Source organism: Paenibacillus albiflavus, assembly GCF_004344915.1.
GTDB lineage: Bacteria > Bacillota > Bacilli > Paenibacillales > NBRC-103111 > Paenibacillus_AM > Paenibacillus_AM albiflavus.
Window position 1 is genome coordinate 555,202 of the sequence record NZ_SKFG01000001.1, and the last position, 21,838, is coordinate 577,039.

25 protein-coding genes and 1 tRNA gene are annotated in these 21,838 nt (G+C 42.6%); all 26 read right to left on the bottom strand.

Annotated elements, in window-relative coordinates; translation table 11 throughout:
* Positions 1-35: 35 nt before the first annotated feature.
* The 26 genes from E0485_RS02690 to E0485_RS02810 all read right to left on the bottom strand — a co-directional run bounded on the left by E0485_RS02690 (position 36) and on the right by E0485_RS02810 (position 21,745).
* Positions 36-608 carry a histidine phosphatase family protein gene (locus tag E0485_RS02690; RefSeq protein ID WP_132416258.1) on the bottom strand — a complete coding sequence of 191 codons (573 nt, stop codon included), beginning with the start codon at positions 606-608 and terminating at the stop codon, positions 36-38.
* Between the two features lie 80 nt (positions 609-688).
* Positions 689-1,333 carry a zf-HC2 domain-containing protein gene (locus E0485_RS02695; protein WP_132416260.1) on the bottom strand — a complete coding sequence of 215 codons (645 nt, stop codon included), beginning with the start codon at positions 1,331-1,333 and terminating at the stop codon, positions 689-691.
* Between the two features lie 15 nt (positions 1,334-1,348).
* Positions 1,349-1,921, bottom strand: a complete 573-nt coding sequence (locus E0485_RS02700; RefSeq protein WP_132416262.1) for an RNA polymerase sigma factor — start codon at positions 1,919-1,921, stop codon at positions 1,349-1,351.
* A gap of 495 nt (positions 1,922-2,416) precedes the next feature.
* Positions 2,417-3,505 (bottom strand): prephenate dehydrogenase, encoded by a 1,089-nt coding sequence (locus E0485_RS02705; protein WP_132416264.1) that lies wholly within the window; start codon positions 3,503-3,505, stop codon positions 2,417-2,419.
* On the bottom strand, positions 3,502-4,605 hold the full coding sequence (gene hisC, locus E0485_RS02710) for a histidinol-phosphate transaminase (RefSeq protein WP_132416266.1): 1,104 nt from the start codon (positions 4,603-4,605) through the stop codon (positions 3,502-3,504). The genes E0485_RS02705 and hisC overlap by 4 nt, the downstream gene beginning before the upstream one ends.
* 59 nt (positions 4,606-4,664) lie before the next feature.
* Positions 4,665-5,474, bottom strand: coding sequence for a tryptophan synthase subunit alpha (gene trpA / locus E0485_RS02715; RefSeq protein ID WP_132416268.1), 810 nt, complete (start codon positions 5,472-5,474; stop codon positions 4,665-4,667).
* Entirely contained in the window at positions 5,461-6,675 is a 1,215-nt protein-coding gene (trpB, locus tag E0485_RS02720; RefSeq protein WP_132416270.1) for a tryptophan synthase subunit beta, read from the bottom strand. The genes trpA and trpB overlap by 14 nt, the downstream gene beginning before the upstream one ends.
* Positions 6,668-7,369 (bottom strand): phosphoribosylanthranilate isomerase, encoded by a 702-nt coding sequence (locus E0485_RS02725; protein WP_132416272.1) that lies wholly within the window; start codon positions 7,367-7,369, stop codon positions 6,668-6,670. Before E0485_RS02725 ends, trpB begins: the two co-directional genes overlap by 8 nt.
* The gene (gene trpC / locus E0485_RS02730; protein WP_132416274.1) at positions 7,366-8,166 is read right to left on the bottom strand and encodes an indole-3-glycerol phosphate synthase TrpC; all 801 of its coding nucleotides are present in this window, start codon (positions 8,164-8,166) and stop codon (positions 7,366-7,368) included. Before trpC ends, E0485_RS02725 begins: the two co-directional genes overlap by 4 nt.
* The gene (trpD, locus tag E0485_RS02735) at positions 8,156-9,199 is read right to left on the bottom strand and encodes an anthranilate phosphoribosyltransferase (protein WP_132416487.1); all 1,044 of its coding nucleotides are present in this window, start codon (positions 9,197-9,199) and stop codon (positions 8,156-8,158) included. The genes trpC and trpD overlap by 11 nt, the downstream gene beginning before the upstream one ends.
* A 22-nt stretch (positions 9,200-9,221) precedes the next feature.
* A complete protein-coding gene (trpE, locus tag E0485_RS02740; RefSeq protein WP_132416276.1) occupies positions 9,222-10,787 on the bottom strand; it encodes an anthranilate synthase component I in 1,566 nt (521 codons plus the stop codon).
* Between the two features lie 347 nt (positions 10,788-11,134).
* Complete coding sequence (gene aroH / locus E0485_RS02745; protein WP_132416278.1) at positions 11,135-11,509, bottom strand: chorismate mutase; 375 nt, start codon at positions 11,507-11,509, stop codon at positions 11,135-11,137.
* A 3-nt stretch (positions 11,510-11,512) separates the two neighbouring features.
* A complete protein-coding gene (gene aroB, locus E0485_RS02750) occupies positions 11,513-12,616 on the bottom strand; it encodes a 3-dehydroquinate synthase (RefSeq protein WP_132416280.1) in 1,104 nt (367 codons plus the stop codon).
* Between the two features lies 1 nt (position 12,617).
* Entirely contained in the window at positions 12,618-13,778 is a 1,161-nt protein-coding gene (gene aroC / locus E0485_RS02755) for a chorismate synthase (RefSeq protein WP_132416282.1), read from the bottom strand.
* A gap of 189 nt (positions 13,779-13,967) precedes the next feature.
* On the bottom strand, positions 13,968-14,138 hold the full coding sequence (locus E0485_RS24980) for a hypothetical protein (RefSeq protein ID WP_165921055.1): 171 nt from the start codon (positions 14,136-14,138) through the stop codon (positions 13,968-13,970).
* A 94-nt stretch (positions 14,139-14,232) separates the two neighbouring features.
* Positions 14,233-15,060 carry a CheR family methyltransferase gene (locus E0485_RS02760; protein WP_132416284.1) on the bottom strand — a complete coding sequence of 276 codons (828 nt, stop codon included), beginning with the start codon at positions 15,058-15,060 and terminating at the stop codon, positions 14,233-14,235.
* Positions 15,061-15,089: 29 nt separating this feature from the next.
* Positions 15,090-15,533, bottom strand: coding sequence for a nucleoside-diphosphate kinase (gene ndk, locus E0485_RS02765; protein ID WP_132416286.1), 444 nt, complete (start codon positions 15,531-15,533; stop codon positions 15,090-15,092).
* 137 nt (positions 15,534-15,670) lie between these two features.
* Positions 15,671-16,645 (bottom strand): polyprenyl synthetase family protein, encoded by a 975-nt coding sequence (locus E0485_RS02770; protein ID WP_132416288.1) that lies wholly within the window; start codon positions 16,643-16,645, stop codon positions 15,671-15,673.
* Positions 16,646-16,680: 35 nt separating this feature from the next.
* On the bottom strand, positions 16,681-17,514 hold the full coding sequence (locus E0485_RS02775; protein ID WP_132416290.1) for a menaquinone biosynthesis protein: 834 nt from the start codon (positions 17,512-17,514) through the stop codon (positions 16,681-16,683).
* On the bottom strand, positions 17,507-18,091 hold the full coding sequence (locus E0485_RS02780; RefSeq protein WP_132416292.1) for a UbiX family flavin prenyltransferase: 585 nt from the start codon (positions 18,089-18,091) through the stop codon (positions 17,507-17,509). The genes E0485_RS02775 and E0485_RS02780 overlap by 8 nt, the downstream gene beginning before the upstream one ends.
* 7 nt (positions 18,092-18,098) lie before the next feature.
* Positions 18,099-18,968, bottom strand: a complete 870-nt coding sequence (locus tag E0485_RS02785) for a UbiA-like polyprenyltransferase (RefSeq protein ID WP_132416294.1) — start codon at positions 18,966-18,968, stop codon at positions 18,099-18,101.
* A 27-nt stretch (positions 18,969-18,995) separates the two neighbouring features.
* The gene (locus tag E0485_RS02790; RefSeq protein WP_132416296.1) at positions 18,996-19,700 is read right to left on the bottom strand and encodes a demethylmenaquinone methyltransferase; all 705 of its coding nucleotides are present in this window, start codon (positions 19,698-19,700) and stop codon (positions 18,996-18,998) included.
* Positions 19,701-19,718: 18 nt separating this feature from the next.
* Complete coding sequence (locus E0485_RS02795; protein WP_132416298.1) at positions 19,719-20,582, bottom strand: heptaprenyl diphosphate synthase component 1; 864 nt, start codon at positions 20,580-20,582, stop codon at positions 19,719-19,721.
* Between the two features lie 110 nt (positions 20,583-20,692).
* The gene (locus tag E0485_RS02800) at positions 20,693-21,214 is read right to left on the bottom strand and encodes a hypothetical protein (RefSeq protein ID WP_132416300.1); all 522 of its coding nucleotides are present in this window, start codon (positions 21,212-21,214) and stop codon (positions 20,693-20,695) included.
* Positions 21,215-21,275: 61 nt separating this feature from the next.
* A complete protein-coding gene (gene mtrB / locus E0485_RS02805; protein WP_132416302.1) occupies positions 21,276-21,497 on the bottom strand; it encodes a trp RNA-binding attenuation protein MtrB in 222 nt (73 codons plus the stop codon).
* Positions 21,498-21,671: 174 nt separating this feature from the next.
* Positions 21,672-21,745: transfer RNA gene (locus E0485_RS02810), tRNA-Pro, on the bottom strand.
* Between the last annotated feature and the right edge of the window lie 93 nt (positions 21,746-21,838).

The window sequence follows — 21,838 nt, forward strand, 5'->3', positions numbered from 1 at the left end:
GGCAATTGAAGCTAGTTCAAATCGCCATTGCTATGTTAATCAAGATGTCTTGTGCACGAATAAAGCGAACAAGACCAGCCGTATTCATCGTGCTCTATAATCGTTAGTGAAGTATTCGTCAAATAACCATCAGGCTCCTCCAGATCCAGCACCCGAAGGACGGTGCCGATAAAAGAACCGTGAGAAACAATTAAAATCCGTTCACCAGGATGTTGAAGTTTAAGTTGAGCTTCGAATTCGGACCAGCGACCAATCACAGACTCATCGCTCTCGACTCCAAGCTCCAATTGTCTCCATTCATTACCATATCGTTCAATCCGCTCTTCAAGTGTTGTTCCCTCTAATTGACCGAAGGAGCGCTCACGCAATTTAGGGCTTGCTTCAAGCATTGGAATTCCCGATTCAGCAGCAATGATTTGTGCTGTTTCATGTGCACGAGATAAATCACTGCTTACGATATAATCCCAATCTAGCTTTCTAAATCTTCTACCAAGCAGATGAGCTTGCGAACGACCCTCGTTAGTTAGCTCAATGTCTAGTTGTCCTTGCAATTTACCAAGCTGATTCCACTGTGTGGCGCCATGCCTAATAAGTCCATAGATTGTCATTCATACCTCCGCTATGATTATGGTAGATACTTGATATGAGGAACATAAAATAAAAATGCCCCTTAGGGCATCATTATACATTATCCTTTGATTCTAGAGAACCAATTGAGAACAAGAATAGCAGTTATAAATCCCAAGATCGACAAAATCAATAGAAAATGTGAATAGGATTGTATTGGCCCCATATGGAATGGGAAGGGATCAATAAATGTTTGGGATACACTCGCTACTGCTGTAGCCATATTATACTCGCTTGTAGGCTTGCTGCCGCTTAAATCCAAAGTTTGAGGAATCTGAATGGAATATACGGACGGGTCTGCTGTTGCCACTTGATTAGCCGTAGTGAAAACATTACCCAATAGTGCAAATAAGAAGGAACAAACAAATAGAGCTAAACAAAACGAGATGACTAATGTCAAGTTCTTCTTAAACTTATCTGAAATGGCATACATCCGATTATGAACGGGCATACGCCATGATTCATCGGAATAAATTCGAGACATGACATCTTTGGTTATGGTCTTATGATCGCTATTTACTTCTGCTGCCATGTCAAAGTCTTCAAGCTCAGATTGAATCATCATCTCCGTAGATTCCCAGATCTTGAATTCTTCATAACAAGATTCGCATGCCTTAATATGTTGATCGACAGCATTACGCCTTAGATCATTCTCAGGCAGACTCCAATAAACGGAAAATGTTTCCCGAATATCATCGCATTTCATTGTAATACACCCTCTCTAGCCCTTGAAGGAAGATTCTAGATAGTATGGCTCAAGCTGCAGCTTAACACTGGCTCTGGCACGGAACAATAAGGACTTGACTGAGCTAACTGTCTGCCCGAGAATATTAGCAATTTCTTGGTAGTCCATCTCATCATATTCACGCAAGATGAGAGCTGAACGTTGTTTATCCGGCAATGAATTTATAGCTTCACGCACCTTCAAAACTTGTTCACCGCGAATAACTGCCTGCTCAGGAAGAACGTCTTTAGCAGTCTGAGAAGCTTGCGCACTCTGCTCTAACGATAGCTTCATTGTTCTATGTTTACGTAATTCGCTTAACACCGTATTGCGAGCAATGGTATACAACCAAGTAGAGAATGATGCTTCTACCTCACGAAAGGAGTGCAAGCTGCGATAAGCTTTATAGAACGTTTCGTTACATAAATCCTCAGCCATCGTTTCAAGGCCAGCGCTTTTTAGCATATGGTATATAAAAGACAAGATTTTACGCTCGTAACGACGCATTAGGATCCCATATGCCTCGGCATTACCATCTTTAATTTCTCGGATCAAATCTGAATCCATCATTACTAACGCACCTCCCTGTCTTCTAATCTGCTCTCAGTCTGAATGCCCTACCCAATTGTACTGTACTAAGAGAGAAAAGTTGCGCTGCCTTTAGACAGCTAACATAAACTTCTTGATTATTAGCTAAATTCCTGCAAATCTCGATATTAATTATAAATGAAATTTCAGATAAATGTCCAATGTTTGAATACCCAAGTTTAATATATGTTTGATATTTCAGAATATTATCATAAGTGTTATGCCTATTCAATGCAATCATATGTAAGCAGCTTACGAAACGTACGCAAAGAAAAAAAAAAGACTGCGAAATCTTCGCAGCCCGTTACTCATCATCAGAGTAACTATTATCGGATAGGAGTGGAGAGAAACCATACTGTACTTTTATTATATGTATACGTTTTCAAAATGTCAACGGTTTTTTTGAAAACGCTTTAATTATTATTAATAAAGCAAGAATGCCCTTTCCTTCAGACAAGCTGAAGTCAAGGACATCCTCTATAATTGATGAACCGAATATTTACTTTGTAATAATTCTATCGCTTGATCAGCAGCATCACTGCTTCGGAAGGACAGGCGGCAGATCCCAGGTACTTGCTCTCTACTTTCGATTATTTCAACATTGCTCAGGTTAATCTGATGATTACCCAGCTCAGTCGCAATAGCTCCGATTACCCCAGGGTGATCGGGAATATCGAGATAAATATCATACTGCGGTGCTATTATGCCTTTCCTACGCTCCCTGATCCCTTTGCGGAACTGATTCGCTTTTTTGAATTGCACTTCGATTCCATCGCCATTGCTATCTTCTAATAATTGAACGAAATCAGATATTTGATCATTCCAGTTACTCAACAATTCAAGCAACACTTTCTTATTATTAATGAGAATGTCTCGCCAGATAACAGGATCTGACGATGCAATTCTTGTAATATCGCGGAATCCACCAGCAGCTAAGCTCTTGTACAGAGGTTCCTGCTCATGATAATCACATATCTGATTCACAAGTGCGACTGCGATAATATGTGGCAGGTGTGAGATGGCACCAACGATCTGATCATGCCGATCAGGATCAACATGAATTACTTGTGCTCTCGTCCATTTTAACAGCTCAGTCAATTGATTCACTGCATCTATTGGTGTACTGGAGTCTGGCGTTAATACATAGTATGCATTTTCAAATAACAGGTAAGATGCAGCTTCAATTCCCGAACGCTCTGAACCTGCCATCGGATGTCCGCCAATGAAATAGATGTCTTCAAGCTTCAACTGCTTGGCAAACTCCGCAATCGAAGCCTTGGTTGAACCGACATCTGTAATAATACATCCTGATTTAAGCGGCAACTGAGTCAATTGCTCCAAATAAGTCTCTAACATCGATACAGGTACGCAGAGGAAAATGAAGTCAGCTTCACGAACAGCCTCGCTCATCGAGGTTGTAGCGTGATGAACAACACCTTTGTCCAGCATCGTCTGAACGGATTTTTCATTTGGAGAATGTCCAACAACCGTGACACCAGGAATGTCTTTAAAGCATAATGCAAGTGATCCCCCGATTAGGCCAACTCCAAAAATCGTTATCTTCATTTTGTTATTAACGCCACATCAGCTAGAGCAGCTTCAAGCGCTCCGATCAGTTTTTCGTTCTGTTCCTTGGAACCAATTGTAATCCGGATGCAAGTTGGCATTTTCCATTCTGGATCTTGACGAATGATGAATCCACGCTTCAACATGCCTTGGAACACGTCTACAGCCGGTCTCTCCACATCAACCATAATAAAGTTACCGAATGCAGGGTATGCCTTAAGCCCTAATCGAGCAAATTCGCCTTGTAAGTAAACGATACCTGCAGCGTTCTTCTCACGGCAATCCGCGATAAACTCATCGTCGTTAAGCGAAGCAATTGCTGCAGCTTGAGCAAATCTTGTCGTATTGAATGGTTCACGAACTTGATTAATCGTATGAACCACTTCAGGATCTCCGATCGCATATCCGATGCGCAGAGATGCAAGACCGTAGATTTTGGAAAAAGTACGTAAAGAAATAGCATTCTTGTACGCGGCAAGCAATTCGAACGTACGTGGGTATACATCCGTAACGTTATACTCGCAGTAAGCTTCATCAAGTACGACTAGAACATGGCTAGGCGCCGCCTTAAGGAATGCCTCAACCTCATCATGCGTAACCATCGTGCCTGTTGGATTATTCGGATTACAGATCCATACAATTTTCGTTTTGTCTGTAATCGCTTGAAGCATACCATCAAGATCATGCTTACCATCAATAAGCGGCACCTCGATAATCGTTGCCCCTTCGATTTCTGCATTATGCTTATATTGTGGGAATGTAGTTGTTGCCATGATTGTCTCGTCACCAGGGACGAGGAAGGCTCTTGCAATCATCAGAATAATTTCATCAGAGCCCATCCCGAATATCACTTGGTTTGTCTCGACACCGAGCTTATCAGCAAGTACTTTCGTCAACTCTACGGCTGCTCCATCTGGGTATAAGGAGATGCTGTCCATTTCAGCAGCAATTGCCTCTTTAACTTTCGGAGAATATCCATATGGATTCTCGTTGGATGATAGCTTTGTAATTTCTGTTAAGCCTAATTCCCTTTTGACATCGGCTGTTGATTTACCTGGTTTGTAGACCGGCAAATGCACAACATTTTGTTTCGGTTGCATGGTTCATCACCTCTATAATTTTCAAATTGGGTTATTATAGGAAATAAATCCACTATACCCTAAATATTCTTCAATTGTCGCACAAACTCTGAAATTTGCAATAGACTTTGCGATTTGCCTTCTGACGATAGAAGTCCTTCGCGCTGCTCATGAATATGCCGCACAAGCGCGCTTCCTACGATAACCCCGTCACTAACTTGTGAAAGAGCAGCAACCTGCTCACGGCTCGAGATGCCAAAACCAACAGCAACAGGCAAGTCGGTATGAGATCGAACCGTTGCGATAAAATCTTGAATGCCTTCATGCAGTTCCGATCGTACCCCTGTCACGCCTAACGAAGATACACAATAGATAAAGCCAGATGCATGGCTTACAATCTTCGCGATCCGACTATTAGAGGTTGGAGCTACTAACGGAATAAGATGGATATTGTATTTGTTCGCAATCGTTTTTACTTCTGCATCTTCTTCATATGGTAAATCAGGAATAATCACACCTGCGATATCACTCTCGTTCATGAGCTTGAATATTCGTTCAAGCCCTATTTGCAGCACGGGGTTAAAATACGTAAATAAAATAAACGGCAGCTCTGAGCCTGCTAGCCTTGCTCGCTTGGCAACAGCTATGCAATCGAGTATCGTAACTGAATGAAGCAGCGCACGTTCAGAAGAAGCTTGAATAACTGGTCCATCTGCTAACGGATCCGAATAGGGTACACCCAGCTCAATAATATCTGCTCCCCCACGTTCTAGCTCAAGAATAATATCGACAGACAGCTCGCTACTCGGATCACCAACCGTAATGAACGGGATAAAAGCTATTTGCTTCTGCTCCCTTAGTTCAGCGAATTTAGCATCAATGCGATTCATGCGCTGCACCTCCATTCTCTCCAAGATAACCCATAACCGCTTCAACATCCTTATCACCGCGACCGGATAAATTCACAATGATGATCTGGTCCTTCTTCATCGTTTTGGCCGTCTTGACTAACTGAGCAATGGCATGCGAGCTCTCCAAAGCAGGGATTATTCCTTCTGTTCTACATAATAGCTGCAACGCATCTAGTGCTTCAGCGTCAGTAATCGGTACATACTCAGCCCGCTTCGTATCATGTAAATAAGCATGCTCTGGACCGATACCAGGATAATCCAAGCCCGCTGATATCGAATGCGCAATTTTGACCTGACCATATTCATCCTGCAGCATATAACTCATCGAGCCTTGGAAGACACCATGGGTGCCCTTCGTCAGCGTTGCCGCATGTTCTAATGTATTAATCCCTTTGCCTGCCGCTTCTACACCAATTAATTGAACATCAGTATCCTGGATAAAAGGATAAAACATCCCAATCGCATTCGAGCCTCCACCAACACATGCAATAACCGTGTCTGGCAGTCTGCCTTCTTGCTCTAATATTTGCTCTCGCGACTCATCGCCAATTACACGCTGAAAATCTCGAACCATCATTGGATAAGGATGTGGACCAACAGCTGAACCCAGAATGTAGAACGTATCTTCAACATGGCTAACCCAGTAGCGAAGCGTTTCATTTCCTGCATCCTTCAACGTTCGTGATCCACTCATGACAGGCACAACTTCTGCCCCGAGCAGCTTCATCCGAAATACGTTTAGCTGCTGACGCTTCGTATCCTCTTCCCCCATGAATACTTTGCATTCAAGTCCAAGAAGCGCCGCTACTGTAGCAGTTGCGACACCATGCTGTCCTGCGCCAGTTTCTGCAATTACTTTCGTTTTGCCCATACGCTTAGCCAGCAGTGCTTGTCCAATCGTATTGTTAATTTTATGGGCACCTGTATGGTTCAAATCTTCTCTTTTGAGATAAATTTTGGCACCGCCAAGCTCCTCTGTCAAACGCTTTGCATAATAAAGCGGGGTTGGACGCCCCGAATATTGCTTGAGCAGGTCCTTCATCTCAGCGATAAAATCTGGTTCAGACGCATATTTACGATACGCCTCCTCCAGCTCAATTAACGCATTCATTAAAGTTTCAGGTACGTAACGACCTCCAAATTTGCCGAATCTTCCTTGTTCATCAGGCAGTTTATTCATGCTGTCTCACCCTCTCCACGAATGATTTCATTTTGCTAACATCCTTCATTCCATCTGTTTCTACACCACTCGAAATGTCTACTCCATCTATGGCATAACCATCTAATAATTTCAGTACATTATTCGAATCAAGTCCTCCTGCGATAAACAATTGAATGTTGTTCTCGCGTGCCCAATGCAAGTAGGCTGGGATCACATCCCATCTGAATACTTCCCCTGATCCTCCGCCATTCATAGGCTCATACGTATCTAATAGCAGAATATCGATTACACCTCGATAAGTATCCAGCTTAGTCTTCAATTCTTTTGTTAAAATATTAGGATCAGAAAAGCCATTTATTTCCTCATTCCGGATGGAGAATGCTTTCATCACTGGCGTATGGTACTGCAATTTAACATGTTGGCAAAATTCAGGCGTTTCATTACCGTGAAGCTGAATGAAATCAACAGGAGATGTTGCCATGACTTCTGCTAGCTGTTCTACTGTAGGATTCAGGAATACACCCGTTATTTGCGGTGTATATTTCCCCTCATTCCGTAGTGTTCGAACATAAGCAACAAGATGCGCAGCCTCTACCTGTGTTACCTGTCGTTTACTTTTGGCAAAAACAAGACCGACATACTCTACATTCAGATCTATAGCAGATTTTAGCACTTCAACGCTTTGAAGTCCACATATCTTTATACTTGTCATGATTTCGTCAGCTCCAAACGTCCCATTAAATGATTAACCGCATCATAGACGGAATGCTGCTTCATGAAATGCTCGCCAACTAGCACCCCACGTGCTCCTGCTTGGTATAGATACTCGATATCATCCGATCCTGATATCCCGCTTTCACTCACAACTGTACAATGGCTTGGAACAAGTGAAATCAAATTCTCTGTTGTGCTTAAGCTTGTTTCAAACGTCCGCAAATTACGATTATTGATTCCGATGAGTGATACATCAAGCGTCAGTGCGCGTTCGAGTTCATCTTGATCATGCACTTCGACTAGAGCATCCATTCCCAGCTGACGCGTTAAATTCAAATATTGTCTGAGCTGCTTATCCGTTAAAATCGCTGCAATTAACAGCACAGCATCGGCACCTATCATCCGAGCTTCATAGATTTGCAGAGGATCAATCGTAAAGTCTTTTCGCAAAAGCGGGACGTTAACATGTCTACGAATCATCGTTAAATAATCATTGTTTCCTTGGAAGTACGTTTGATCGGTTAGTACAGAAATACAATCTGCGCCTGCGCGCTCATAATCTATTGCTAATCCAACAGGATCAAAATCTGCTCGTATTAATCCCTTAGATGGTGATGCCTTCTTCACTTCAGCAATTAAACCCATTGGCCGCCGTTTATTTGCTGTTAAATGACGTTCAAAGCCTAGACAAGGCGGCAGCTCCGCAATTACCTTCTCAGCTTCGTTTATACTTAATCCTTCTTTAAGCTGTGATACTTCAATTTGCTTGCTTGCGACAATTCGATCAAGAAACATGGCGATTCGCTCCTGTAAATGAAATTAACTGCAATAACTTCTCATAAGCATTACCCGAGTCAATCATATGCTCTGCGTAACGAACCCCATTCTGCAAATTATCACATAAACCCGTTACATAAAAACTAGCCCCACTGTTTGCCAGCACAATATCCCGATAAGCTCCCCGCTCCCCACGGAACACACGCTTGATGATCTCAGCATTCGTATCAGGATCACCACCCATAACATCCTGCAGCTCATGACGCTTCAATCCAAGCTCCTCAGGTGTCAGCTCATAGGTTAGCGTCTCACCATTGCGCAATTCCGTCACCTTCGTTGGAGCAGAAATCGATATTTCGTCGAGTCCATCATAGGAGGACACGACTAGTGCCCGCTTAACGCCAAGCTCACGCAATACCATGGCCATCAGTTCTGTTTTACTGCGATCATATACCCCTAGAAGCTGTCGATCTGCACGTGCAGGATTGGCAAGCGGTCCTAATAAATTAAAAATATTTCGCACACCAATTTCCTTGCGTGGTCCTGCAGCATGCTTCAGAGATTGATGATAATTTTGAGCAAACATAAAACATATTCCGATCTCCTTTAGACACTGAGCAGCTGTCTCACTCGGCAAGGAGATATTAACACCAAGCGCTTCAAGTACATCCGCCGAACCGCTTTGTGAGGACATCCCCCGATTCCCATGCTTCGCTACTCTTACCCCCCCTGCAGCAGCTACAATCGAAGAAGCAGTAGATATGTTAAATGTCCCCGCACCATCACCACCAGTTCCTGCCGTATCAAGTAAATTGTTAGATTCCGTGGACAGCTGAGTCGCTTTGGCACGCATGATTTCTGCAAAGCCAGTCAATTCATCGATGGTTTCCCCTTTCATTCGGAGTGCGGTTAGCAAGGCTCCAATCTGTGCTGATGTCGTAAGACCATCCATAATATCATTCATCACTAGGCGAGCTTCCTCACGCTCCAAATGCTGACCTTCGATTAATTTGGCAATAGCCTTGGTTATATTAATCCCTTGCACATTCATCATGATCCCTTCCTTTCTACTCTTAATAGTGCTGATAGCCGTAAACAGCTTCTTTCACAGTTGGCGAATTCGGCTGCATCTTCGTCGTGTCCTTCTGGGTCATCGCTTCCGCAATTCTTATCGCCGTAATTAATGCCCTCGCTTTATTTACTGTCTCCTGATACTCATTCTCTGGCACCGAATCCCAGACAATACCAGCACCTGCTTGAATATAAGCCTTGCCCTGCTTAAAAATAATGGTCCGTATCGTAATGCAAGTATCCATGTTCCCTGTGAATCCTAAATATCCGATCGCACCGCCATATGCGCCTCGCGCTTCCTGTTCCAGTTCTCGAATAATCTCCATCGCTCTAAGCTTTGGAGCGCCAGATACGGTTCCAGCAGGCATGCAGGATAGTAAGGCATCGAAGAAATTTTTATCTTGGCGAAGCTTGCCTGTTACATTCGAGACGATATGCATGACATGTGAATAACGTTCAATTTCCATCCAGGCATTGCATTTCACGGAGCCAAATTCCGATACCCGACCGATATCATTACGTCCGAGGTCCACAAGCATTAAATGTTCAGCCCGCTCCTTCTCATCTGACAGCAGCTCAAGCTCCAATGCTTGATCTTCTGCTTCCGATTTCCCCCTGGGTCTTGTGCCAGCAATCGGTCTCGTATCTACACGATCCCCCTCAACCCGAACCAGTATTTCAGGCGATGTTCCGACAATGATTTCATCATTCATTTTCAAATAATACATATAAGGAGAAGGATTCAATATCCGTAAAACGCGATATACCTGAAGCGGCGATACCTCTGTATCAATCTCAAAGCGCTGTGACAGAACTGTTTGGAATACGTCCCCTGCTCGTATATATTCCTTGATCGTTTCTACGTTCTGAATGAATTGTTCTTTGGTTACATTGGATTGCACATCGCCCAGCTCAACTTGATCGTTAATCGCCAGATGTGAGCCGAGCATCTGATTTACAGGTTGCTTCAAGCGAATGACAATTTCATCGATTGTCGCTAGCGTTTCGTAATACGCTTCAGCAATTTGGCTGTCTGTTGCATGGTAGGGAATATGCACATTGGCAATGACTTTGATCTGCTGCTTAATATGATCGAATACGATAAGCTGATCGCAGAACATAAACTGCATGTCATTCATCAGGAGATCATCTTTAAGGTGCGGCTGCAGCTTTTCATAATATTGGAGTAGATCATATCCGAAGAAACCAACTGCTCCACCAGTGAATCTTGGTAATCCTTGAAGTGCGGGTGAAGTATAGGTTCGTAAATAAGCCTGAAGTGTTTCAATTGGTTTAGAGGTTGAGGTTGTCGTTCCTTGTTTCGTCCTAATCTTCGTCATTCCATTCTTAGCTTCAATCATGAGAAAAGGGGAACGGCCAATATAAGAATATTGAGCCCATTTGACTCCCCCCTCCACGCTCTCAAGCAGGAAAGACTGATCCTCCTGATAAAATTGCTGAAATACGCGAATAGGTGTCTCCGTATCAGCTAAGATTGTACGTGAAATTGGAATTAAGTTGTAATTCTTTGCTAATGCCACCACTTGCTCCAGCTCAGCTGTTCTCATATCCCTCATCTCTCCTCATCTCTTCTTCTAGAATTCATAATGTGTAGACTATAAATTCTGGATCTAACAAAAAAACCTCTACAAATGTGTAGAGGTGAAGAGGTTTATTTGATATAAGATTGAACAAGCAGGAAACGTATTATCTATAAATAGATAAATTACGTACCACTAATAGGATACAGCTAAGCTCTTATCCGAAGTGGGATAAGCTAGACTGAATCTATTCCATTCTCTCTCTTCTCAACTAAACTTTACTCGGCTCAACTCTACTCATGCTACTACTCTGCTCTAGACTGAAACTAATTCTAATCTAACTCTGTTCTGATATTGATAACATCTTACTGCGCTTATTTGGAGTTGTCAACAATATCCGGGCGCAATACTTTCGCTTTTCTTAAATATATATGACACATTTCATTCTGCTTGCGATTCGTATTCACATGCACCATTAAGCGAATACATAGCGGCAGCGAATTATCTACGGGTATCTCAAGTGCGCACATTAGCGGTACTAAATCCCAGCCTGGCATCTGACGAATGGCTCTAGCAGGGAATGTTGCCGTTACATCACTTGTTACTGTTACGATTACAGAGCCAATATCCTCTGGTGTAAATTCATTAGCTGCAATTATTTCCTCAAGCAGCTCACTTGTCGCCTCAAGTATTTCCATTTCTTCATTCTGTTCAACGGTCGTAGCTCCCCTAATTCCGCGTACATACATATGTTAAGCTTCTCCCTTCAGTTGTTCAACCGTCTCACGTACCCATTCAGCCGGTACATTGCGATTAATTTCTACTTTCCCTATAGCTGTTGGAATGACGAACACCATCTTGCCTTCTTTGAATTTCTTATCATGGGACATAGCTTCCATAATCGCATCTACATCGTAATGCTTTGGCAAGCTAACCGGCAATTCAAACTTCTGAAGGAGTGCCTTTGTTCTCGTATAAATATCCGAAGAATAGCCAAGTTTCTGCGCTAATAAGGAAGCACCTACCATACCGATTGCTATCGCTTCTCCATGAAGCAATTCCCCGTATCCAGCAACTGCTTCTAGCGCATGCCCAATTGTATGACCTAAATTCAGGATAGCTCGAAGATCATTCTCGCGCTCATCCTCGGCAACTACTACTGATTTGATTCGGCATCCTTGATGAATACCATATTTAAGTGCATCTAGATCAAGGTTAAGCAGCTTGCTTGCTGATTCCTCTAACCAATCAACGAAAGCTTCATCCCAAATCAGACCATGCTTCACCATCTCAGCTAAACCAGAGCGAACCTCGCGAGGTGATAGCGTCCGTAATGTTGTTACATCATATAAGACATAATCTGGCTGATGAAACGCTCCAATAATATTTTTGGCCAGCTTGTGGTTTACAGCAACTTTGCCGCCTACCGAGGAATCATGTGCAAGTATGGTTGTTGGGATCTGAATAAATCGGATGCCTCGCATGTAAGTAGCGGCAACGAATCCCGCTAAGTCGCCTATTACACCGCCACCTAATGCAATCACTGCGGAATTTCGATCCAGATTACCCGTTAATGCAGTCGTAACGATCGCTTCAAGCATTGAAAGTGATTTGGTCTGTTCTCCCGCTGGCACGATATGCGTTACAACCGTATAGCCTGCAGAGCGAAGACTGTTCACTACTGTATCCAAATAATATGGAGCAATCGTCTCGTCTGTCACAATGAGAATTGGAGATCCTGTTTTAAAGCCATGCTTGTTTAAATAGGCACCAGTATCACCGATCAGGTTCTCACCAATATAAATAGGATAAGAGCGCTCACCTAAATCAACCTTTAATTCGACCGTTTGGGACATTCTAGTATCCCTCCACGTGGTTCAGATATTGCTCATAGTTGCTGCGAATTTCCTCTAACGAATCGCCGCCGAACTTCTCCATGAAGGCTTGTGCAACTTCCCAAGCAATGACGTTCTCCATAATGACAGCCGCTGCAGGCACAGCACATGTATCTGAACGCTCCACTTGTGCAGTGAAGGGTTCCTTCGTATCGATATCCACACTCGGAAGAGGCTTGTATAGTGTAGAAATCGGCTTCATGACGCCACGAACAATGATTGGTTCACCATTCGTCATACCGCCTTCAAACCCACCAGCATTGTTGCTTGCGCGATGATAGCCGCGTTCCTCTGTATACAGGATCGGATCATGTACTTTAGAACCAGGACGCTGAGCCATCTCGAATCCAAGTCCGAACTCAACACCTTTAAATGCTTGAATCGAGACTACAGCTTGCGCAATTCGTCCATCTAATTTGCGGTCCCATTGCACATGGCTTCCAAGCCCCGCAGGCACACCTTCAACGATTACTTCCACAATTCCACCCAGTGTGTCGCCAGCTGATTTGGCTGCGTCAATTGCAGAAATCATCGCTGCCTCTGCCTCCTTGTCTGTAACACGTACAGGAGACTCTTCAGTAATTTCAATTAATTGATCGATTGGCATTGCTTCGCGCCCCGCAACGACATCACCAATTCGAATAACTTGGCAAGCAAGTTTGATACCAAACTCCGCTAGCAATTGTCTTGCAATTGCCCCTACTGCAACACGCATTGTTGTCTCACGAGCGGATGAACGTTCCAGAATATTGCGTAAATCTTTTTGATTATATTTGATACCGCCAGTCAAATCAGCATGACCTGGTCTTGGTCGATGTACACGACGCTTAGCCTCACCATCTTCAATCGGCTCTACGCTCATAATTGCTGTCCAGCTCTTAAAATCTTTGTTAATTACTTCAAGTGCAATCGGTGCGCCTGTTGTTTGACCATGTCTAACTCCGCCAACAATATTCGCTGTATCCTGCTCAATCAGCATCCGACGACCGCGACCATGTCCCTTTTGTCGACGTGCAAGCTGCTGGTTCACAGCTTCAAAATCGATGCTGACGTTACTTGGCATACCTTCAATAATTGCGGTTAACTGTGGACCATGCGTTTCACCTGCTGTTAAATATCTCATTTCATTCACTCCTCATCCGATTTATATATTTCTTCAATTCTGCTTAAGTCTATCACTCTTTACTACATCAATGCGCTAATTTTATGGATATTATAATAGAAAACGAAATAAAAAGAAAGAACACGCTTTACCCTTAGGGACAAGCGTGTTCCATAACATTATTCAATCATCGTTCCATACGTTATTGATTTAGATGGAGCCAGGTGCCATTTCCTGTCCAGTAAACTTCGCAGGCTCTGACATTTGCGGATCGTTCATTAAACCAATGATGTGTACCTTATCCACACCTAGAATCTGTGCACATTCCTGCATCGTAATAAATCCACGGCGATATGCAAAGATAACCTTTCTTTTATCCATCGTCTAACCTCCAGTGAAGTCATGAGGAACGGATTTCTTCCCTAATATTGTTTAGTATTGGAAGGGATGGAAAATCTTATACATAAGCATGACTTTATACACTAAAGAATTGCTTCTGACCTGCATTGCTAGGTGATCCCACATCTACTTGCTTGCGATAGAAGAACGTATCTACCGTTTCAAGCTGATAGTGAGACGGATTGAAGATTTGTTCTGTCGATCCGACAAATAACAAGCCTCCTGGTTTCAGTGCACGTGCAAATTTATGGAATAATAAATCCTTTGCTTCATCCGTAAAGTAAATAATCACATTACGACAAACGATGAGATCAAATCCACTTTCGAACGTATCGACAAGTAAATTTTGTTTCTTGAATGTTACTTTCTTCTTTAGTTCATCTGCAATCAGAAGCGTTTCATCCTGCTGACGAAAATATTTGTGCAAGTACGAAGGTGGTACCTCACGTACAGAACGAACAGGATATGTACCTTGCTTAGCCTTCTCAAGTGCTTGCTCATCGAGATCACTAGCTAGCAGATAGGCGTCTTGCAGCACGCGCTTTTCAGCCAATATCATTGCTAACGTGTAAGGCTCCTCGCCAGTCGAGCAAGCAGCACTCCACACCTTTAGATTCCGATTATTTGCAATGAGCTCTGGCAAGAATCGATCAACGAGAATCGACCAGCGATTCCCGTTGCGCCAGAATTCCGACACGTTAATTGTCATCCGATCCAGGAATTCATTCATCAGTGCCTTATCACTTTTCATGGCTTCAAAATAAGCAGCGAAAGTATCATAACCGCGCTTGATCCGGAGAGTCGTTAATCGACGCTTCATCTGAGTCTCTTTGTACTGTGATAGATCTATTGAAGTATAAGCTTTAACAGATTCGATAAAACGAGTAAAATCGATATCCCCCATGTACCTGCACACCTTTGCCAAAAATTATATTACATCCACTTTTGGATATCACGCGTATATGTTACTAGTTCTTCTGGTTTAAAGAAGTTGTTGATTTCAATTACAGCGCTTTCAGGAGAATCGGAACCATGGATCAAGTTCATTCCTGTATGTAAAGCGAAGTCGCCACGAATTGTTCCTGGTTGAGCGTCAAGAACATTGGTTTTACCCATTAATGTACGGGATAATGTGATCACTTGATCTCCTTGCCATACCATTGCAAATACTGGACCTGAAGTAATGAAATCTACAAGCTCACCAAAGAATGGCTTGCTTACGTGTTCTGAATAATGCTTCTCAGCTTGCTCTTTGCTAATTGTCATTAATTTAGCGCCAACAAGTTGAAAGCCTTTGCTTTCTAAACGTTTAACAATTTCACCAACTAAACCGCGTTGAACGCCATCAGGTTTTACCATAAGGAATGTTTTTTCCATGAAAAATGCCTCCATTGTATGTAAAATTGAATTATCAGATTTAAATATACAATGGGAGTGTTTAATTGGCAATTAAAATGATGGATTATTGGGCAGATTGGAAAAAAGTGTACACAATTTGATCTATTTCAAACATTTTAATAGGAACGCTCACCAATAAACCGAGCGATTTGTTCGAGTTCACGCTTGGCCAAAATATCTGGCAATCCCTCTAACGCTGCGATTGCTTTGGCGATATAACGTTGTGCCAGCTGGTCTGCGCGGTCGATTCCGTCTGAATTTCTAACCATCTCAATAACTTTGGTAACATCCGTCTGTCCATCTGCTGCTTGAATTCGTTTAAGCTCTTCTCGAATCGATAGATTTAGCTCTGGATTTTGAAGCGCATAAATAACAGGTAACGTGATGTTCCCCTGTTTCAGATCACTGCCTGGAGATTTGCCGAGTTCTTTCTCGGTTCCGCATAAATCAAGAATATCATCGCGGATTTGAAACGTCATGCCGACGTAATAGCCAAAATCATATAACTTACGTGAAACATATTCGCTAGCACCTGTCGCAACCGCACCTAACTGACAGGAGACGGCTAATAACAGAGCTGTTTTGCGCTTAATTCGAAGCAAATAGTCTCGAAGTCTTTGATCTGCATTGTAAAAGAAACGAATCTGCTCCATCTCACCAATGCACACCTCAACCATCGCTTTAGACATAACTCTATGCAGCGAAGTGATGTTAAGGTTCGTTAATTCCAATAATGCCTTGGAAATAATGTAGTCCCCTGTATACATCGCAACTCGATTGTCCCATTTGGTTCGCACCGTTAGCTGTCCACGACGTGTCTTTGCATCGTCAATAACGTCATCATGCACGAGTGATGCCATATGGATCAACTCTAATGATACGGCAACATGCTGGATTTTACTTATATCATAAGTACCGAACTCTCCGCCAAGCATAACAAAAACAGGACGAATACGTTTACCGCCCGCACGTAGCAAATGTAATGAAGCATCATAGAGAATCGGATAATCTGTTCGAATAGCCACCTCAAGCTGCTTCTCAATATAGTCGATTTCTTTCTTCTTGCGTGAATAAATGTCCGTCAGTTTCATCCCGTCACCCATGTCACTTATTTATTGACCTAATTCTATAGAAGTTTAAGTGGAACTGGTTTGGATAGCAAGCCAAGCTCCCACGCATATCGATAGTATAAACTCAGGCCTTCCCACTGTTCAGAACCAAAATCATAACATAAATCTCCAAAATAATGAAGCCAATAGCTTTCCGTACCACCGATTTTCGTTTGTGCATCATGTACCATCGCCATCGGATCTGCCAAAGATTTGATCTTGCTTTCTACAAAAGCTTGGCGAATGCGTTCGATAAGCTCAGGATATTGCCGAACAACCGCTTCACGGATTGCCCATACTGCGAACGTCATCCCGGTGCCTGTCCATTTTTTCCATTCTTGCCCAAGATCGGTGACCCTATACCCCGTATCCACCCAGCTAGCACGTATGGCATCATCTCCTATAAGCAAGGCTCCATCATGATCCTTCATCATCTCTTCAAGGTTAGGTGCTGCGGTTGTATAGGTCGGATTGCCTCCATAAAACTTCTGGAGAATAATTTTGCATAGATTGACTGATGTAGCTGAAGCACTTGTCAGTGCAAAATTTCCGTCCTTAATCGTCTCAAGTGGTTCCCGATGAAATAACAGAATAGAATTCACTTCATTCTTAGCACTAACCGATAATTGTGGGCACAGCACATACGAATCAAAGTTCTCCCCGTAAGCAAAGGACGAAATAGGTCCCATATCAATTTCGCCTGCTGCCATAGCTCTGTTCAGAGTGGAAGGTACTTGTTCAATGAACTGAACGGAACTTCCAAATTCGGAGAATGGAAAATAATAAAAAATAGGCCAAACGTTCGAATAATTAATTCGTCCGACCCTAATCTGTGCTTGTTGATTATTCATGTTTATCTCCCCATCTAGTAAACAAATTATGTTCGATTCCCATATTATCCAGTACCTTACCTACTAGAAAATCGACGATATCGTCAATAGTCTTAGGGGCGTAATAATAAGCAGGCATCGCCGGGATCATTCGAACACCCATACGAGTAAGTGTAAGCATGTTTTCCAAATGAATAGCGTGTAACGGAGTTTCCCTTGGTACGATAATAAGCTTGCGTCCTTCCTTCAACATGACATCAGCTGCGCGTTCCAACAAATTGCCTGAAGCACCATGCGCAATGCCAGATAGCGTACCCATCGAGCAAGGAATAACAACTAGACCTTCAACAAGATAAGAACCAGAGGCAATGCTAGCGCCAATGTCTGCGATTCGATGAAGGACAAAAGAACTGGAGAACGTAGCCAAATGATTCTCGAGAACTTCTTTGCGGAATCCTAGCTCTTCATTCAACACTCGCCAGCCCGCATCTGTAATTACCAAATGCAAGTGTACTCCGCGCTTTAACAGCTCTTCACATAATCTTACTCCATAAATTGCACCACTTGCGCCAGTTATACCTACTGCCCAGCTTCTCATTCAACTATTACCTCACTAATACCAAGTCTATAAATGTAAATATAAACACTACTACACTTAGCACACCATTCATCGTAAAGAAGGCTGCATTTAATTTGGATAAATCATTAGGTGAAACTAAACGATGCTCATAAATTAAAATAAGATAAGCGATAATAAGGCCGATTAGATAAACATAGCTGAGATTGGTCATGAAGAACATCGCAAGCAGACCAATTGCAGTAAGGATATGGAATATACGAGCAACTATCAATCCCGCTTTAATCCCGAATTTGCTTGGGATCGAATATACACCTGTGCTTTTTTCAGATTCAGCATCCTGACAAGCATAAACAACATCAAAGCCTGCTGTCCAAAGAGCAATAGTAAAGTAGAGCACGAGCGATAAGCCGTTAATTTCCCCTGTAACAGCTACCCATCCACCCATCGGACCCATCGCTATCGTAAGACCAAGAACAATATGGCATAGCCATGTGAAACGCTTTGTATAAGAGTAGAACACAAGAAACACGACCGCAATTGGCAATAGCTTCATCGATAACGGGTTCAAATTATAGGTTGCCCAAAAGAAGGCAATGAACGAGATGATAACGAAGAGCATCGCCGTCCCAGCAGATATGAGTCCCGCAGGAATTGCACGACCTGCCGTTCTCGGATTCTTACTATCAATCACTCTATCAATGATTCGATTAAGTCCCATTGCAGCAGTACGCGCGCCGACCATAGCTAGTGTAACCCAACCAATCTGCGCCCAGCTTGGAAGAGTGTCATGAATCACCACTGAACCAAGAAGCGCTCCCATATAGGCAAAAGGAAGAGCAAAGATCGAATGCTCAAACTTAATCATCTCAAGAAATACTTTCACTTTATTCCACATACTCTTATACTCTCCTGAATCCATTCATCATTTAATCCCTGTATGAAGCGCTCCAATACCAGCAAAGAAAGTTTTCACTTCAACCTGATTAAGCCCTATTTCTTTAAAAATATCTGCTAGCTCCTTGTGACCTGGAAAAGTAGCTAGAGACTCAGGCAGCCAGCGATATTGTTCATAACGCTTAGCGATCAGCTTGCCAAGCTGAGGTAATATATGCCTAAAATAAAAATAATAAATTCCTTTGAACGGCTGCCAAGTAGGCTTGGACAATTCAAGGCATACCACCATTCCACCAGGCTTAACAACTCTGTGCATTTCCCTTAGTACTTGCTTCAGGTCAGGCACATTGCGGAGTCCAAATCCAATCGTTATATAATCGAATGAATGATCTTCAAACGGCAAGCTCATTGCATTGCCTTGAACAAGCTCTATCTGCTTATCCAAATTTACAGCCTGCACCTTACGTTTACCGACGTCAAGCATGTTCTGTGAAAAGTCCAGACCTACTACCCGTCCTGTACCACTGCCTTGGGCAAGCGCAATGGTCCAATCACATGTTCCGCAGCATAGGTCAAGCGCAGTCTGCCCCTGCTGCATATTCATTTTGCGCATTGTAAACTTCCGCCATGACCTGTGCTGACGAAAGCTTAATATATCATTCATGATGTCATATTTAGGAGCAATACTTTCGAATACCTCGTGTACAAATTGCTCCTTGGTTTTAGTTGTCATGTGTGATCTCCTACATCATTATATTTCATTCAGCACCTGAGATTTAGCTACATAGCGTCTGAATGGTTCCACTATTTGCAGTAGTCCAGCAGCTAATGTATCCGGCAAACAATCGTGAACTTTGGTACATAAGGCTTCATAATTCGATTCAAATTGCTCATTCAGCATAGAAGTTAAACGATATTTATGTACCATCGCCCGCAGCTTGGTGAAATCCCAGTCTTTATTTTGTAAACCCTTACGATCTTCTCTAGATCCTTTATGAATAATATGCCAATAACCGTATCCTTCATGAAAATCCTGAATGGAATCCAGTCGGAACAATTCTTCAAGGATGACTTCACAACTTGTAACTAATTGTACAAGCCCCGGCCATAAAATTTGATTCCTTCCTGTCAGTAAGCTATTAAAACTTAATAACAGTTGCGATCTGACCTGTACGCTTAACTGTAAGTATTCAGCAGCTGTAAGGCGCCCATTTTTCATTTTCATGTACAACATCATTTTCGAACGATTGACTTCACATGTACCGCCTGAAAGCAGCTTGATTAACTCAATATCACCCGAATTGGATAGCAGCTGATAAAATCTTGATGAGAAATAATCACCTGCAAGCACCCTTAGCTGTCGTTCAAGTGACGCTGTCTTCTCTTTGTTGTCGTTATGAATGGAGACTGTATCATGGGTATCCATACCCATTTGCAGCAAAGAAGAAACAAGCGTATATAGTTCGCTCGAAGCACCGATTCCTTCATCCTGCTCTAGGAATGCGAACAACACACGAGTTCTGATCTCCGGGATATCAGGTAAACTCGTATGGTTCATAATCATATCATAATTTGTGTATTGTTTTGCGATTTCAGGAATCCGATATCCGCTCATGTAAGCCTCCGTACCTTTTGCTATATCCCAATCTAAATTCATTCCAAATAATTATAGCACAGACATGCAGCTTGCGCACAAATCCCTACAATTTTGTAGTGATTATACGTTTATCGAGTAAAATGCTGAGACCATCTTTCTGTATAAGTGATTTCGCTTCTTGATTCCATTAGTTTGCGATAAAAGTTCGAAGTTTTGTCAAACTTAACAGCATTTAGACCCATTAAATCATTGCGTTTCATGTCTGTTGTGACAAGCAAGCTGTTGGCAGGGAATCTTCCGTCTGCATTATGATCGGATTCAAATACACGCACGAGCACGCGATTCAGGTTCGAAGTCTGGGAGATGGTGTACTGTGCAATCCGATATAAATCATGAAATACAGCTTGAGAGTCTGTCCGATTCGCAAGAATTAAATCGATGGACAAGATCGTATGATCCAGCCTAATCTTGCGTACACGCATTTCAACTGGAAGAGACGCGATCAGATCGACTACATTATCCTCATTCACTAAAGCAATTCTATGTTCACTCACTGGCTGCGTTAGCATTGCAGGAAACCAAGAAAGAATGACTACAATACCAAGCGAAATAACCAGCATAGCAATAATTAGCCCGAATTTTCTCCACATACAACGGCACCCCCATATACCATTGTACAAAGAAAAAAAGCAGGCTATGCCTGCAATCGCATTATTCTTCTGTATCGATCATACCGAATTTGGTATAGATCACTGCTTTGCCGCGGACTTTGACCGCTGAAGTATGATCTGTGAATTGCGCAATCATCACTTCGCCTTTATCCAATTTCTCCGAATGATGGAATCTTGTATCTTGACCACGAGTCAGTCCGATTACGTGAACTCCATTCTCTTTTGCCTTAATTACAAAATGATCATATTGTGCATTGTCCATCCTATATAGCCTCCTGTACGTAACCCATAGCGATCAGATGCTTAGTTCTATTCGACTATAAGGTATACCTGCATATCTCGTTTAACGAACTGTAATAAATTATAGTTGTTAGATACGCTTAATTGCAAGCTCAATCCAAGCAGCTTCGGCGATTATGTATATCTAGGTCATGAATCGGAGTAACACGATTTGAACGTGCGACCTCACCCACCCCAAGGGTGCGCGCTACCAGGCTGCGCCATACCCCGACGTTATAGCTTTCTTAATTGTAAAATGGTAGGTGATGAAAGTAAAGATACTACGCATAAAAAAACCGTGTAGGCTAACCTACACGGTTTCAT